Origin of the sequence: Pseudomonas sp. LTJR-52, from assembly GCF_003691465.1 — a bacterium.
GTDB classification, from domain to species: Bacteria; Pseudomonadota; Gammaproteobacteria; order Pseudomonadales; family Pseudomonadaceae; genus Chryseomonas; species Chryseomonas luteola.
Genome location: NZ_CP033105.1, coordinates 5,372,045 through 5,387,587 on the forward strand (window position 1 = coordinate 5,372,045; position 15,543 = coordinate 5,387,587).

The following is a 15,543-nucleotide window of genomic DNA, read 5'->3' on the forward strand; positions in this document are numbered from 1 at the left end:
TTTCTCTCCCCTGTGGAGCGAAAAGAGGCTGCATACCTCCTAACGATGCAAGATTAGCGACACCCTTTAGCAAGACCTTTTAGCGACACCTTCAACCACCCTACCGGGGCATATCTGTCCCGTATGGGCTGGATATGTCTGCGGTTTTCCGAGGATATATCCATGACAGTTGACAAGGCATTACTGCAAGAGCTGGTCGTTGTGAACGCTGACTACGATATCTGGAGCGGACAGGTTCGCCTGGAAGACAAGGATATCAAGTTGGGTGAAGGCGGCGAGCTACCCCCTGACCGTGTGGCTCAGCTGGGTAACAAGACGATCTGCGATCCGGCATCGCTCAAGGTGTTTCGCTCGCTTCGCGGTGCGACACGCCGGATGCTGGAGGGCTATGGACTTCCTTTCCTGACCGGATGGGCCGTTCCTCGCAGCAAACTTTCGGAAATACTGGGCAAGCTTGAGACGGCTCGAATCACGTTCGAGCAGGAAAAGCAGGCTTTTTTGGGCAACTACGATAGTTCTATCCAGAACTGGATTGCGAACAATGTCGGCTACGAAGAGGCTATTCGTAACGGCGTCTTGGACCGCAATAGCGTAGAGAAACGTCTGAAGTTCGATTATCAGGTGTTTCATATCCAGCCGGTGTCCGGCGAGCCAAACGCTGAGAAGCGTCTGGCAGACCAGACCAAGGGCCTTGCAGGTCAACTGTTTCGGGAAATCGAAACGGAAGCGGACGAGTTTTATCAGAAGTACCTTCGTGGTAAGGCTGAGATCAGTGTCCGTACCCGCAAGCGCCTGGAATGCCTGGCTGACAAGGTGGATGGTTTGAGCTTTCTGAACCGGGCTTTCGAGCCTGTTGTAAGACTGCTCAGGGAAACCGTTGATGGCTACGATCAGCACGCTGATCAAGGCCCCATCGGTGCACCATTCTTCTTTCAGATCCATTCGGTCGTCACGATCCTGTGTGATCAGGCGAAGATGAAGGACTTTGCAGACGGCAATATTGCTGCTCAGCCTGACGACTCCTTTGACGTTGATATTCCTCTACAGCTGCCCACGGTAGCTCAAGGAACATTTCCCTCAATCGTCAATGGAACTCGTGCACGAGTAAGGACTGGACGTCTCGGCTCGCGTGAAATCCTCTGGTCCCAACCGTTCGATGCTGAGCTTTATGTTCAGCATGACGCCAAGGGTCAGGTATGCGAGCTGGCACTCAAGGATGTGGTATTTGCCTTCTTTGATCCTCGTCAGCATGCAGAGACCCCGTCCCTGCTTGTCGCTGAGGATTACGCGCTTGAGATCCTTGAGATCCTGCCGGAAGCAGTACCTACGGCAGTTGAATCCCCGGCATCGGCTCCTTTGGTGCCTGGACAAGGCAAGCCTGTTCAACAGAGCTTTGATCTGGACGAGCTTCTCCATGATATGGATTCGTTCTTTGACAGGGCTGTGAAGAAGCCTGCGGCACCTGCTCCGGCAGATTCCGCGGTTGTTTCACCTACGGTTGCATCACCTCTTTCCGAGTCATCGGTCAAGGATGTGGCACAACCGGTAACACAGGCTCAGCCTTCGAATGCTCCGGCGTTCGAAATGCCCGAGCTTGAGGACAACTACTACCTCTAGTAGCTGTTTCTTTCCCCCCCATGGCGGGCCATTCCCGCTACTGGGGATGGTCTGTCCTCCTTTTTTCAAAAAATGAGGTGTGACATGACTGCAAGTGCTTTCAGCAAGGCTTCCCAGAGCATTTTCGCGGCACTACCCATCGTGGCGGCTGCGTATGGCGAGAAGTTTGGTGTGAAGGTAATCGTGGGTGGCCAGCAGGCGATGACTGATGGCCAGACCATTGTGGTACCTAACGTACAAGGCGACAGGTTTGGGGATGCTCTCTGGGGCTACCTTGCACATGAAGCCGCGCACGTCAGGATGACTAACTTTGATGACGTTAGAGATGCCGGGACTTGCTCAGCTTTTCTGGGAGCGATGCTCAACATCTTTGAGGACTGCCGGATTGAGCGCGAGATGATAAAGCTCTATCCGGGCACAGCCAGAACGCTTAATGCGGTAGCCGCGTACATGGTTGATCAGAGGCATTTCGAGACCCCGACACAGGATATTCATCCTGCGAGGATACTTGAGGCGTACTGCCTGTACTTCCTGCGATGCAAGGTGGTAGGGCAGCACGTTATCGAGGACACGTTGGTTGCCACAACAGCCGTCTATGAACAGGTCATTCCGAAAGGTGTGCAGGTTCGTCTGGCGGTGTTGTTGGGGCGAGCAGGGCAGCTGAAAAGTACGGCCGATGCGTTGGTGCTCTCACGGGAAGTCCTCAGGATGGTTGAAGAGGAAGCCCAGAAGGAGCAGAAGAAGCCAAAGGAACCGGACGAACCCAAGCCTGCCCGAAACAGAGCTGTCGGGACTTCTGGTACAGGTGGTGGAAATGCAGGGAGTAATGTTCTCCAGCAAATCCTCAATGCATCGGCAGACGATCATGTGCAGGACAAGATGGATGCCCTTCGGGCCGACCTCAACTCCGGTGCTGATCAAACTGCTCCTGTTGTCAACGTACCCACAGCGCTTGAGGTGATGAATGATCAGGCGTCCGGGCAGATGTTGATTGGACAGGTGGCGGCAGCTTCCAGCCGGATTCAGTCGCAACTCATGGGCCTGGTTCAGGCCAGCCAGCGCAACGGGTATGTAACGGGGCGTCATGGCAGGCATCTGGACACGAACCGGCTCCATCGGCTCGTCAGTGGTGATACGCGCATCTTTCGGCGTAGCGCTGAACGAAAGCATCCTGATACGGCGGTTCATCTACTGGTAGACATGAGTTCATCCATGGACAAGCTCATGCCTTCCGGTGAACACGTCTATGAGGTTGCTCGTGATGCCGCCATGGCACTGGCGCTGGGGTTGGAGAAGATCAACGGGGTAAACCCGGCGGTTACGTTCTTCTGCAAAAACAGCCGTCAGCCCGTCTGGAGTGTGGTGAAGCATGGACAAAAGGTCAGCCGTAATGCAGGCCGGTTCAGTTTCTCACCGGATGGCGGGACACCCATGACCGAAGCGATCTGGTACTCGGCTTTCGAGCTGAGCAAGACCCGGGAGCGACGGAAAATGGTGTTGGTGGTAACGGATGGCGAGCCCAATAACGTCGGGTCCTGCCAGCACGTCGTGCAGCTCTGCCAGCGCAGCGGTATCGAGATGATCGGTATTGGTGTCGGCAAAGGTGCAAAGGTAGCCGGGCTGTTTGCGTCGTCGATTCAGATCGAAAGCGTAAATGACCTTAAACACACGCTATTCCAGTTGATGAGTGATGCATTGACGGGTGTTGCCGTGTGATCCGGTATCACAGGGGGCTGCGGTCTGGCCCTCCTGTGATGTTGTTAAACCCCTTGGGGCAGACATGCCCCTCTGGGGTCGTGCTGCCCTTCATTTGGAGCAGCACGCCATGAGAAGAGCCCTTGCACGCTTCAATGAATTGCAGCTGTGCCTGGATCTCCTGTTTTTTGAAGAGCTACTCGACGCCTCCTCGGAGGAGCCGAGTCGCATTGTCTGGACCGATGAAGAGATCAGCCTACTCCGGCAGCGGATGCTTCAGTACGGCCTGCATGCACTGGCTTCGACGAAAACCTGTAATTCCACCAGAGACGAATGGATCGAGTGGGTTGAAGACGATCACCTGACACCCTTCTGTTTCACCGTCTGCGCGCAGGAAAGCGGATGTGATCCGGAAGCGTTAAAGGTTCGTGTTCAACGACTGGTGCGGTAGCGATACCGCTTATACCCCATGGGGCACAGCCCCCTGGGGGTTCGTGCCCCTTCTTTTTGGAGAAGAGCCATGAACCACGTAAGCGACCATCCGCACTTTGTACAGCTACAACAGGGCCTTGCAGAAGGCACTTCCAACGACTGGTTTATCCGGCATCTGATGCCCAAGGCCATCGAAATGAACCGGCACTGGCGAGCAATCCTGACCGAGACCAACGGTGAGCTGCTTGGCCTTGAGCTGGAACATCCAAAGCTTCGCAGCTACGCCGTGATCATGCCTGACCCATCAACACCTGGCATGTATCGCGCGCAGTACTTCGACAGCAAGGGGATGAAGGCGCACATGACCTGGGCCACACCAGAGCAGGTGCTCGAATCCCTGATCATGGCCGGCTACATCAGGATTTCTCGTGGTGCCCTCGAACGCCTCAGCGTGACAAGGGAATGGGCGATCGGCATGTACAGGGTCGACCTGATTCGCAGGCTTAACGCAGGCGAAATCTGCTTTGCCAGTGCTGAAAGGCTCCTCATGGAGTTCGAGGCGCAGGTGCAATCCGTGGCCGCTCGTTAGCCACGTCAATTACCCACCCATAAGGGGGCTTCTCCCTTATGGGGAAGGCTCCCTTTCGGGTTGGGGCCAACACAATCCAACGTTGAAAGGTGAGCGTATGAACGGTAATGCAGCAAGAGAGTCACGCAAGTTCTACGACCTTGAAAAGGTCAATGATCAGGCGTCGGCTTATGGATGGATAGGCATCATGCGGGCCCTGGCGCCTGATCTGGAACGCGCCATCTCCAGACTCGGTCGCGGTGTGCCTTGCCCGGTCCACGGTGGCCGTGATGGGTTTCGTCTGTTCAAGGACTTCAACGTCCGCGGCGGTGCGATCTGTAACACCTGCGGTGCATTTGGAGGCGGTATTACCCTGCTGTGTTTTGTCAGGGGTCTGCGTTTTCCGGAAGCGCTTGTAGAGGTTGCCGAGTTCCTGAGGGTTGATCCTGAACCCCCGCGTTATCAACGTCGTGAGACGTCCGAGAGGCATCCTCGTCCTGTCCAGTCCGGTCCGCGGGAAAAGGCAGTCGAGGACCACAGCGCTCCACGTGCCATGCAGGAAACTGCGGTGGTTCGTGAAGCGGCTGTTAAAGAGGCGAGCAATGATGAGTGGGCTCGACTGGTTAAACCCGGTCGTCGTGGTCCCATTGATCTGAAGGCGCGTGCCGAGGCACTCAAGGCAAAACAGGCAGAGGAAGTCAGCTGCGAGGCTGATCCGGCTGAGCGCTTTGGGTACGAGGTGATTGAGCATGAATCTCAGCCAGAACCTGAACCTGAACCTATGAAAGCTCCACCGGTAGCACCGGCCATCATTATCGAGCCGGAAAAACCCAGGCTTTCACTGGTGAAGAGTAAGCCCGTGTCTGCGTCGAGGTCAGACTACAACAGCCTGAACGTCGAACGTCACTGGCGTGAGTCGTTGCCGTTGACCTCAGCCATGGCCGAACCTGCTCGGTTGTATTTGCAGGGACGCAAGGTGCTGCCGCGAGGGGGCGCTGACTGGCTGGACAATGACTGCGTACGCTTTCATCCCGCACTCCCGTACCGGGAAACCGTGACGGAAGTGGATATGGAGACCGGGGAAGAGCGGGAAATCAACGCTGAGATAGGGAAGTTTCCAGCGCTTATCTGCGCCATCGTAGACAACAAGGGTGAGATCCTGACCCTTCACCGAACCTACCTGAGCAGTACGGGTAGCAAGGCCGATGTGGAGAGTCCGCGCAAGATGATGCCGGTCCCCGAGGGGAAATCGATCAGAGGCGCGGCGATCCAGATGGGTACTCCGGTTGATGGAGTGCTTGGTGTTGCCGAAGGGCTGGAAACAGCGCTCTCGGCGTACCGCGCAACAGGTATTGCTACCTGGAGCACGGTCAATGCAACACTGCTTGAAGGCTTTACTCCGCCAGCAGGGGTTCACACGGTACTGGTCTGGGCCGACAAGGACAGATCCTGCACGGGTGAATCGGCGGCCATGAGGCTCAAGCTGCGTCTGCAGCAGCAGGGTATCAGGGTGATCGTGATACTTCCTACCGCACCAATCCCTTCCGGCAGTAAAGGAATTGATTGGAACGATGTGATGATTCGTCAGGGCATTTCGGGTTTCCCGAGCCTGGCGCTTCTTCGCAGCGTAGTGGGAGGTTAAGCCATGCACTCCAATCCACACCTGCCTGCTGATCTGCTCGACACCACTCCGGGTTCGGCCACACGAGGCGTTTTTGCGCCTCCGGTCGGCTGGGAGGGGAGTGAGCAGGACTATGCTGCCCTGATCCGGGATCGTTTCGATGCCCGGGAAACACAGGCGCGCATTCTGTTCATCATAAAGTATGCGGCTCAGGGTCCTGTGACCTGTGCAGGGCCGTATGCCACGATGGCGGCTCGCATCGTTCACCGTCTGGTGAAGAAATGCGGGAAGGAATGCTACAACCTGGTTGTTAAGTGACAAAAAGAAACCAGCCCTCCGGGGCTGGTTTTCTTTTCTATCCGGCAAAAGAGCAGATATGAGGAGGGCTTATTCCTTGAAGGTCATCCAGCTCTCAACCGTGTCGGTGCCGCACTGGTTTTACATGCCTTGGAAACCTTGTGGTTGCCCTCTTTGATTTCTGGATTCCAGACTGATCAAAGGAACTGCAGTAAAATTACTATGAGCGGTTATTGACGCCAATTCGAGCTATACAGTAACTGGATCTAAGATGATTAACCGTATGCGGCCAAGGGTTCAAAAGCTGAATGATGCTCAGAGTTCATCTCGAGGATCTTTTTCATGCTAGCCGCAACTGCCTCAGCCATCAAGCAAGGAACTGCATTACCTATTTGCTTGAAAGCCGCACTTTGTGAGCCAACAAGAATATAATCTTTAGGAAAGGTTTGTATCGCTAGACACTCATCTACAGTTAGCCTACGAAGACGATTAGGTGCTTCCCCCTTTTTCGGTGAACCACCATCCATAAGATACTGATGATATTGCTCTATATAGTTAATTCCACCATTAAATATGTACTCTTCATCCACAATCGGAGTTTTGTTTCCACCCATTGAGGCTGGTAGCGTACAGGAGTGCCCTAGTGGATTAAGTGGGCGCCCCGCACCATTAAACATCATTCCGGCATAGGGGGACTTTCGAAGAACTGGATTTGATGCATAAGTAATTTTGGCATTACATATGCGTGGATTTCCTATTGAACCGGCTGGACCAAGCTCTTTAATCAAATCTGCAACTGTTGGCGCCATTTTTTTATGTTCGTTTAGCTCTCTAAGCAAAACTTGATGTAAATGCTCATTAGAACGAATAGAACCGCCCTTCAATACTCCGACCAAAAACATTCTTTCGCGATTTTGGGGAACGCCATAATTACTAGAATTTAAAACGACCAGAGCTGAAAAATGGTTTTTTCTTGAGCGCGTTATTAGCTCATTCCGGACGCTATCCCAGCGGGAGAGAACGGCTAGCGCCTTGACGTTTTCACATACAAAACCGTGTGGTTTGATGACGTCTATAGCATCAAAGAAAGTCCTTATTAGACCGCTACGTACGTCGTGCGGGTCCATTTTTCCAGCAACTGAGAATCCTTGGCATGGGGGGCCACCGAAAACAACGTCTACGCCACGAAACCTGTGCAGACTCTCGAAATGATCCAAGATGCTCCCAGCCTGGATGTAATCGCCATGGTTGGCGGCATAAGTCATGCTCGCAGCCTCGTCGAGTTCGTTCGCGAAGACCGGGAGTATGCCAGCGCTCATAAACCCTACGTCCATCCCGCCAGCGCCGGAGAAGAGAGATACAGCTGAAAGAGTGTCTACGATCGACATGTCGAACTCGAATAAAAAATTCCCACCAATCCTACACTCATTGCCCTTACAAATCTACATATATGTGACTTATATGCAGTGGACTCATAGTCCACAACCCGCTCAGCATTACGCAATGATGAATGATGATGATACATGCAAGGTATTTGGAAGAAGACTTCGGGACATCCGGCTGGCTGCTGGTATGTCTCAAGAAGAGTTGGCCAGCCGAGCCGAACTTGATCGCACATATGTCAGTGGATGTGAAAGGGGCAAAAGAAATCCCTCTCTCAAGACGATAGCCAAGCTTGCGAAAGCTTTAAAAATTAATTTAACGGAATTATTTAATGGCTAGCAATGAAGCAGTCAGGGCGCTAAGAACTTTATTATTACCGATAAGCCCAGCAAATAATCGAGAGGTTATTTGTGCTTCGGTCCTTGAGCAGTACCTTAATATGCAGGGAATTTTGCAAGAAGATTTTAATGACTGGGCCATTATTAATTTAGAGCTGTGGGAAGACAACAAAAGTCCGTCTGAAGAGCTTAAAAGTGCAGTTCAAAAAATATTACTACAGGCGGGAGATATATCGCCAGAGTCCCTTTCCCAACAATATTTCTTGATTCATAAAAAATTGCAAGAGGATCATTTTTTTTCACATGCGGAAGCTAGGTGGTTTTTAAGTCATTCTTTTATGATGCTTGAGTTATCACAAAGAGACAGGCTCACCGCTGCTCAAATTGCTCGTATGCTTGCTGTTCGAGACAGTAGAGCAAGATTCAATCGTCAAACAACGCAAACTTTCCTAGACAAATTACAGTCCGGTCCTGCATTGTCCCTAGAACAGGTGCAAGCTGTTTTCTCAATCGACTCTGAGCAAGAAGCAGCTTTCTTCGCTGATGCTAGCTTAGACGAGGCAGCACGTATGGTTGGTTCTGCTGCACAGTCTTTGGGCTATGCAGCGGACCTTTCTCAAAGTCTACTGCAACTTGCTACTGACGATGATCTTGAAAAATATGCTCCGTACCTTCAAATCCTTCATTTTCAATGTACGCTTGCAGAATACTTCGACCACGCTCTAACTGATCTTTACGAGTTTAGCCCTAGAGGTAGATCAGCCCTGTGGTTATTTGACGCTTATCCAGAAGCTCTTAGCCGAGCTGGTAATCCGTTTTTGAATAATGCCAAGTCTGTAGAAAGAGCAGATGCTGGCTGGGTTCGCATGAAGAAAAAAACAGAGCGACCCGGGACTGCCGCCCTAGAAAGTATTCTAAAAAACCTAGAGATGATGGGCTTTGCGCCACGTCGGGAATTGGCACGGCTAATTCGCTTATGGTTACACCGGATCATTAGACTTACTAAGCCTCTTGCTGATCTATTACCAATAGATTTCAGTCAAGATGAATGGAATAAGGTATTGACTGCTGTAAGTGAAGCGAATACCTCAACATTCGGAATCCTAGAACAACGTATTGTGGACTCCCTAAGCTGGTCAAAATATGGTGCTGGGTGGCGCTCAAGAGGAATCGGAGCCTCAGTTAACGCGACCAATATAAGCAGTAGAAGACTTGGTGACTGTGATTATCAGCTCGCAGATACAAGAGAGATAGTGGCTTTTGAGAGTCATGGAGGCTCGCTAACTGATATTTACGTTAGAGAGCACTTACGCACCCTCAGAAAAAGCTTAGAGCTTCGAAAAGAAGAACTAGAGGGCATCGCAGAGATCGGTGACTGGAGTATAAAAATTATTTTTATTGCTCATAAAATAATGTTAAATGACTACAAGAATCACCAGGCAGTAATAATCTGCGGAGCGCGAGTGAGGCTGGAGTTCAATACCTTTAGCGATATGATTGAAGAGTGGAAAGACGATGTTAATCCAGACTACTCCGTTTTTAACCTATTCATAATACAGCCGCTGCAACAAAAACAGACGCCTATTGAAGTCCGGAGGAAGCTTCTAGCGCTTGGTGTTAGATAATATATCGACATGGCCTTGCTCTCTGCACAACTCAATCGAGAGATATATGAGCAGGGCTTAACAAGAGTAGGCCATCCGCATACCTGATAACTTGCACAGAGAAACTAGACTATGTTTCTATAAGCACCTAACGGCTCAGATCTTCTATTGCTCCACGCTCTAGATACCCGCGGTCAATGAGCCGACTGCAACGATGGGATGATGCACCCTTCTAGGTTTCTCAAGCCTAGCGCTCGCTCCAAGGTATCCGGCGGGATATTAGTTATCATCTGGTAAGCGGCTCAGGGTCCTGTGACCTGTGCAGGGCCGTATGCCACGATGGCGGCTCGCATCGTTCACCGTCTGGTGAAGAAGTGCGGGAAGGAATGCTACAACCTTGTTGTTAAGTGACAAAAAGAAACCAGCCTTCGGGCTGGTTTTCTTTTCTAACTGACCAGCAGAAGCGGACCTAGTCCTTGATGGACATCCAGCTCTCAACGGTGTCGGCGCCGTACTTGGCTTTCCACTGCTTGAGTACCTTGTGGTTGCCACCCTTGGTTTCGATGATCTCGTTGGTCTCCGGATGCCGGTAGACCTTGATGTTACGGGCGCGGCGGGGATTGCTTTGCTCGGCTGGCGCAGCACTGGCCTTCTGTTGGAGGAGTTCTGGCGCTACCGCAGCAACGACATCACGTGGGCGTTTGCCATACTTCTCCATCAGCTCATTAAGCTCGTCGAGAAATTGGAGATCCTTTTTAAGTTCTTCGCTTGAAGTCAGTTCTTCCAGACGCGCTTGCAAACGCTTTAGTTCTGCTTCGGTTTCTTTGAACTCATTCAATAATGTCATCTTGATTAATCCGGTTAGTTGTCAGGGACAGATTTAGCCTAGCGGCAAAGTGTCTCTTGGGCTAACAATTTTACAAAGAGGTACATTATGACTTGCATTCTGAAATTTGGTGGTAGGTTTATATCAAACATACTTTCCGGTGACGGGGAACGCTATCATGATGTTATTAAGTACACGTACGGTATTGGCAGAAGATGGTAGTTACCTTGTCTACTGGTGGACAGGTCTTAAAAAGAAGGGTGTACTTTCTGTCCAGTTCAAGGATTATATAAAGGATGTCAAACTGGCTGTCGAACTGGTAGCCATTAGACATCTTCTTTACTTCAGGCAGGTATTTAATCGTTATCCCATAACAGGGGCCGGTATTTATCTAAGTGTCACGGATGAAGCCATGGTTGAGATCCTGGGTAATGGCCTTCCACCCAAGCACCTGTATCCCTATGCGGCGTTACTGGGTCGACTCTATGGGTCCAAGACACAGGTGCCCAATGAGCGGGATCTGCCGTTTAATCGTGACGACCCTGACTTTGGCGAAGTGGAGTATGTCTATCCCACGGAAGAATATCGCCAGTGCAAGGTCATGCTGGAAACGCCTGCCCTAGGCCGAATCAGTCTCACCCAGCACGCAGTAGATGCCTATTTTGAGCGTGTCAGCAGTGGCAAACCCCGCTGCCCATGGTCAAGCCTGGCACGCAGGCTTTCGCATCCTGAGCTTAGGCTGGTACCCATGCCAGAGCGGATCAGACGCCACAAGCTGTTCAAGTTTGGCAGCGTGGATGAAGTGGAGACCTGGGGGCACGAGACCAGCAAATTCCTGTATCTCCTGATCCGGGACGGCGAGCAGAAAACCGTTGTAACCTGCTTTGAACGGCGTCCGCAAGATCGGGTATAACGTCTCAACCACAAGAGGAAACAGCATGAACAAATCTGAACTGGTAAAGGCTATTTCTGAGAAGGGGCAGCTGACGCTCAAGGAAGCTGAGGCTGCGCTTAACGGCTTTGTCGAGTCAATCACCGAGTCCGTAAAGGATGGTCAGGATGTGGTTCTGGTAGGGTTCGGTACCTTTAGTCTCAAGGAACGTGCAGCGCGTACCGGGCGTAACCCCCAGACGGGAAAACCTATCGAAATTGCGGCCAGCAAGTCGGTGGCGTTCAAGCCGGGCAAGCAATTAAAGGAAAGTGTGGCCTGATCTGACTTTGATTATCAAGGCCTGCTCGCGCAGGCTTTTTTATTTCCAGCTTAGTTAACTTTTATCCCTTCGGAGTACTTGCATAACCGGATTTGCATGAGACAGTGGAATTAACTTCCAGTGTTCAGGCAGGTCAGCCATGTTTATCTCACTTGTTGATTCAATAAAAGAACCGGCACTTCTCACCAGTTGTATCAGCAATGTTCACTACCGTACCTACAAGACAAAACAAAAGGTCAGGGAGTCTGGTCAGGTAGTTGATGTGATGTTGGACATGGCCTCGCTTAAAGTTACGGAAATTGATTTTAAAAGAACGATCATGCGCTCTCAGACTATTACGTTTGAGATAACGTCCGAAGGGTTGTTAAAGAAGAACGGGCGTAATGAAGTCATCTTTCAACAAGCACGTGAATTCAATCCCCATGCCGGTAAACTTGAGGGAGGCATTCATATATCAAAACATTCGCTCAGCGAGCGTGAAATTAAACGTTTCGTTGATCGCGTACTGGCCTTTGCCGAGCATGACCTGATTGAGCTGGGTGCCAAGGGCCGTCCCAATGTCACCAGCGAGCGGCTCTATGTAGCGGGATGGTTTCAGGAATTCACCAGCCATGGCGTGGTGCCGGAGCAGGCGAGGCCTGTTCGTCTGCCGGTTCAGGATGAACATGAAGAGGCCATCCGGGAAGAGCCCACGCCTCTGGTTGATCCCGAGCAGACCTGTGTTCTCGCGCCCAGCCGAGTCATTGAAGCGCTGGCAGGCTCGCCTCTGAGGCTCAAACGCCTGTCGCTTATGGATGGCAAACAGCGTATAGCGGTACTGTGCGACAGCAGGCCGTTTATCATCTGCGGCCAGCCTGAAAGCCGCATGGCGTCTGGGTTAGCGCATGCACTGGTCACTGCTCCGTGGCTTCCACCGCTGGCCCGCTACCTGGGAATTGAGGCTGAGGAAATAGCGGTAGGAACCATCAGCGAGGGGCAGTACAAGACAGATCATTACCATGCCTTGTGCCTGGATAGTCGCCCGCTGTGCCTGTTCGACCTGCCTGAAGAGACACATGCGAGGGCTGGAGTCCTGTGTCTGGATGATGACCTTGGTTCACTGTTGCTCAAGCAGTGGAACGCCACCGGCATCCGGGTAAAGGACATGGCACGCATCGATGCCTTGTGCAGGGCTGCGCCGGCACTGGTTAATTCGCTTGACCGGCTGGAGCGCGCTGTCTCGGCCATATCCCTTTCGCCACTCATCACCGAAATGGTGGACCGCCCGGTTCAGGTAGCCCGACAGACGCTGGCTCAGGCGCTGGGACATAGCTAGGCGCTGGGCCAGGGAGCTGTGGGGAAAAGGTGTGGGATAGCTTTAGACACTCTTTGGTAATCGCAGTTTTCATGAGGCTTATAGGTATATATGTATGAGGATACCGTGTCCTCATACAAGTCATTTAAATCTGCTGTGTTAGCAAGCACAATGTCCGTAACCTGAGAGATTTGTCATGACAGAACAAACTGAAATCCAACTTACGCATCCAAGCGGTGCCCTATACATGGCCGAACCCAAAGGACAGGAGGAATGGATCTTGTCCTGGCCGGAAGGGAGTCGCCGGTTCTTCGGAAACCGTAGAGAAGCCACCTCCGAACTTAAGCGGGAAGTCTCTGCACGGCCTGCTGCCTGGGACAGCGAGTGCGAACACGACCTGACGACCTATCGCGGCATGATAGGAGCCTACCGCCGCCTGCTACAGGCCAATCCGGGCAAGGCGCTGGTCATCAAGCATGAGAGCTTTGCCATTCTGCTGGGAGAAAACTACGTCGCCAACTGCGGTGCATACCACGACGGCGCTCCCTATATTAATCATTCGTGTGATCTTCTTGAGTCGTGGTGGGAGAGTCGCGGTTGCTGGTGCTGGGACGAAACACCAGAGCAGAGCGCCAGCCGGGTACTTCAGCCTGTCTTTGTCGATATTGACTGATCGCACGATCTGGCGCTGAGTGCATCACGGCCTGATGCTAGACCCAGCGCCAGCAGACTACATTTGCCATGGAGAGAAAGATGGCTCTGGACAACGCAACAGCGCTACCGGGCGTACGTGTGGTAACTCGTTTTGGTAACGGTGTGATTGTCAGTACCAGTCCCGATCGCCGGGCCGAGGTACGGCTCGATCAGCCGATACGAGAGAACGACCATCAATACTGGGCCGCCTTCAGAAACCTGCGCACCGAAGCCGAGGTTGAAGCCGAAACCCGCGAGACACTGCGCGCAGCTCCGGCCATGCTTGTGCTGGTCCTGGTCATGTTGGGGCTGGTCTACTGGGCACTCGGTGCGCTTGATGAATACTTCAGCTATGGCGAGCAACCTGCCACCGCCGAGCAGATCGCTCAGTTTACGGCTGGCTCTACATGCCATCGTGATCAAGTCCAGAGCGAGCTGAATCAGGGTCGGTTATTGATCAATGATGATCTGGACAGGCTCTCCAGACGCTGCGAACGTCTTGAGAACGAGGCGCAGGAGTTGAGTGTTGCCAGAGAGCAGATAGCTGCTCAGCGCAATGCAGTATCAGGTCTATGAGCAAGCTAACCCCAAAACTTGTAAAAGCCCTTGCCGAGCCCGGAAGCTATCAGGATGGCCGGGGCCTTCAGCTTCGCATTTCCGCCCAGCTGCGCAAGAGCTGGATCTTTCGCTACATGATCAATGGCCGGCGGCATGATCTTTCGGTGGGCAGCTATCCAGCAGTCTCCCTGCGTGATGCGCGCCTGGCGGCAGACAAGTACCGGCTTGAAATCTCACGCGGGATCAATCCAGTCCTTGAGCGCCGGAAAAAACGTGAGGGCAAATCTTCTGAGAAGCTGGAAGCCAAGACCTTTCAGACCGAGGCTGCACGTTATATTCGAACGCACTCGCCCAGCTGGAGCACCAAGCACTCGCAGCAGTGGCAGAACTCACTGGCTAAGCATGTCTTCCCCGTGATTGGCTCAATGCCTCTTGCCGAAGTAGACACCGATGATGTCCTGGAAGTACTGGAGCCTATCTGGAGCGTTATCCCGGTAACGGCCAGTCGCCTGCGCAACCGTATTGAACTAGTCCTCGATGCGGCCAAGGCCAGAAAGCTGAGGGAAGGGGAGAACCCGGCGCGCTGGCGCGGGCACCTGGACAAGCTCCTGCCCAAACAGGGCAGCAGGGTCAAGCCGTTTAGCTCGTTGTCTGCCGAGGATACCGCACGGCTCATGTATCGACTCGATAGTCTGGAGGGTGCTGCAGCACGCGCAACAGAACTCATGATCCTGACCGCAACCCGTAACAGCGAGACCTGCGGTGCCCGCTGGTCCGAGCTGGATCTTGAGCATAAGCTCTGGACTATTCCGGGCGAGCGCATGAAGACGGGCAAGACGCACCGCATCCCGCTGACCGAGGCCATGATTGAGGTGATCAGCCAGCAGAAGGGCCAGCATCCGGAGTGGGTTTTCCCAAACAGTCGTCGCACGGGCTGTATTCCCGGCAATGCCATTGGCCGCGTACTGGGTACCTTAAAGATTCACATGGCAGTGCCGCATGGTTTTCGTGCAACCTTCAGAACCTGGGCGGCAGAGACCACGAACTATCCGCGCGAGGTGTGCGAAATGGCACTGGCGCACACCTTGGGCAATAAGGTGGAGGCGGCCTACAACCGTGGGGATCTGTTGGAGAAGAGGAGGGGGCTGATGCAGGAGTGGAGCGTCTTTCTTTATAGAAATCGTGAAGGAACCTCTCCGATGGAAACAGGCCTAACGGCTGCTATTTAAATGTCCTAGTGAGCGAAATGAATGATCCTTGAAGCGCATGTTAGGCGATGCGCTTACTGACTTGTTTGAACTCTGTATCTGAATCAGATATGCAACCAGCGAAAGCCAATACGGTAAATTGTTCAAACTAATTGTTAGATGACCATTAGCAGCAGTGCTCAAGCTCAGAGACACGTA

General features: G+C 52.6%; 16 protein-coding genes. 14 read left to right on the plus strand and 2 right to left on the minus strand.

Translation table 11 applies throughout. The features are described from left to right. The first annotated feature begins 162 nt into the window (after nt 1-162). The 6 genes from EAW52_RS24900 (at nt 163) to EAW52_RS24930 (ending at nt 6,251) form a co-directional block, all read left to right on the plus strand. Entirely contained in the window at nt 163-1,617 is a 1,455-nt protein-coding gene (locus tag EAW52_RS24900) for a DUF3150 domain-containing protein (RefSeq protein ID WP_162997728.1), read from the plus strand. Nucleotides 1,618-1,701: 84 nt separating this feature from the next. Next, nucleotides 1,702-3,333: a VWA domain-containing protein gene (locus EAW52_RS24905; RefSeq protein ID WP_122044526.1), complete on the plus strand. Its 1,632-nt coding sequence runs from the start codon at nt 1,702-1,704 to the stop codon at nt 3,331-3,333. A 109-nt stretch (nt 3,334-3,442) separates the two neighbouring features. Further along, nucleotides 3,443-3,763 carry a hypothetical protein gene (locus EAW52_RS24910; RefSeq protein ID WP_122044527.1) on the plus strand — a complete coding sequence of 107 codons (321 nt, stop codon included), beginning with the start codon at nt 3,443-3,445 and terminating at the stop codon, nt 3,761-3,763. A gap of 69 nt (nt 3,764-3,832) precedes the next feature. After that, on the plus strand, nt 3,833-4,333 hold the full coding sequence (locus EAW52_RS24915; protein WP_122044528.1) for a hypothetical protein: 501 nt from the start codon (nt 3,833-3,835) through the stop codon (nt 4,331-4,333). A 97-nt stretch (nt 4,334-4,430) separates the two neighbouring features. Continuing rightward, nucleotides 4,431-5,954 carry a toprim domain-containing protein gene (locus EAW52_RS26300; RefSeq protein ID WP_218567911.1) on the plus strand — a complete coding sequence of 508 codons (1,524 nt, stop codon included), beginning with the start codon at nt 4,431-4,433 and terminating at the stop codon, nt 5,952-5,954. Between the two features lie 3 nt (nt 5,955-5,957). Then, nucleotides 5,958-6,251, plus strand: coding sequence for a hypothetical protein (locus EAW52_RS24930; RefSeq protein WP_122044529.1), 294 nt, complete (start codon nt 5,958-5,960; stop codon nt 6,249-6,251). A 254-nt stretch (nt 6,252-6,505) separates the two neighbouring features. Here EAW52_RS24930 and EAW52_RS24935 read toward each other — a convergent pair whose 3' ends face one another. Next, a complete protein-coding gene (locus EAW52_RS24935) occupies nt 6,506-7,618 on the minus strand; it encodes a DNA cytosine methyltransferase (RefSeq protein ID WP_162997729.1) in 1,113 nt (370 codons plus the stop codon). A gap of 115 nt (nt 7,619-7,733) precedes the next feature. Between EAW52_RS24935 and EAW52_RS24940 the strand changes: the two genes are divergently transcribed. Both EAW52_RS24940 and EAW52_RS24945 read left to right on the plus strand, forming a co-directional pair. After that, nucleotides 7,734-7,952, plus strand: coding sequence for a helix-turn-helix domain-containing protein (locus EAW52_RS24940; protein WP_122044918.1), 219 nt, complete (start codon nt 7,734-7,736; stop codon nt 7,950-7,952). After that, nucleotides 7,945-9,576 (plus strand): hypothetical protein, encoded by a 1,632-nt coding sequence (locus tag EAW52_RS24945; RefSeq protein WP_122044530.1) that lies wholly within the window; start codon nt 7,945-7,947, stop codon nt 9,574-9,576. The genes EAW52_RS24940 and EAW52_RS24945 overlap by 8 nt, the downstream gene beginning before the upstream one ends. 448 nt (nt 9,577-10,024) lie before the next feature. On the opposite strand, the gene EAW52_RS24950 is transcribed toward EAW52_RS24945, so the two are convergent. After that, nucleotides 10,025-10,402 (minus strand): histone-like nucleoid-structuring protein, MvaT/MvaU family, encoded by a 378-nt coding sequence (locus EAW52_RS24950; RefSeq protein ID WP_122044531.1) that lies wholly within the window; start codon nt 10,400-10,402, stop codon nt 10,025-10,027. Nucleotides 10,403-10,559: 157 nt separating this feature from the next. Between EAW52_RS24950 and EAW52_RS24955 the strand changes: the two genes are divergently transcribed. The 6 genes from EAW52_RS24955 to EAW52_RS24980 all read left to right on the plus strand — a co-directional run bounded on the left by EAW52_RS24955 (nt 10,560) and on the right by EAW52_RS24980 (nt 15,366). After that, nucleotides 10,560-11,294 carry a hypothetical protein gene (locus tag EAW52_RS24955; RefSeq protein ID WP_122044532.1) on the plus strand — a complete coding sequence of 245 codons (735 nt, stop codon included), beginning with the start codon at nt 10,560-10,562 and terminating at the stop codon, nt 11,292-11,294. Beyond that, nucleotides 11,284-11,592 (plus strand): HU family DNA-binding protein, encoded by a 309-nt coding sequence (locus tag EAW52_RS24960; protein ID WP_256680865.1) that lies wholly within the window; start codon nt 11,284-11,286, stop codon nt 11,590-11,592. The genes EAW52_RS24955 and EAW52_RS24960 overlap by 11 nt, the downstream gene beginning before the upstream one ends. 319 nt (nt 11,593-11,911) lie before the next feature. After that, nucleotides 11,912-12,907, plus strand: a complete 996-nt coding sequence (locus EAW52_RS24965) for a hypothetical protein (RefSeq protein WP_162997730.1) — start codon at nt 11,912-11,914, stop codon at nt 12,905-12,907. A gap of 175 nt (nt 12,908-13,082) precedes the next feature. Then, nucleotides 13,083-13,559: a hypothetical protein gene (locus EAW52_RS24970; RefSeq protein ID WP_122044535.1), complete on the plus strand. Its 477-nt coding sequence runs from the start codon at nt 13,083-13,085 to the stop codon at nt 13,557-13,559. 80 nt (nt 13,560-13,639) lie between these two features. Next, entirely contained in the window at nt 13,640-14,155 is a 516-nt protein-coding gene (locus EAW52_RS24975; RefSeq protein WP_122044536.1) for a hypothetical protein, read from the plus strand. Continuing rightward, a complete protein-coding gene (locus EAW52_RS24980) occupies nt 14,152-15,366 on the plus strand; it encodes a site-specific integrase (RefSeq protein WP_122044537.1) in 1,215 nt (404 codons plus the stop codon). The genes EAW52_RS24975 and EAW52_RS24980 overlap by 4 nt, the downstream gene beginning before the upstream one ends. The last annotated feature ends 177 nt before the right edge of the window (nt 15,367-15,543 follow it).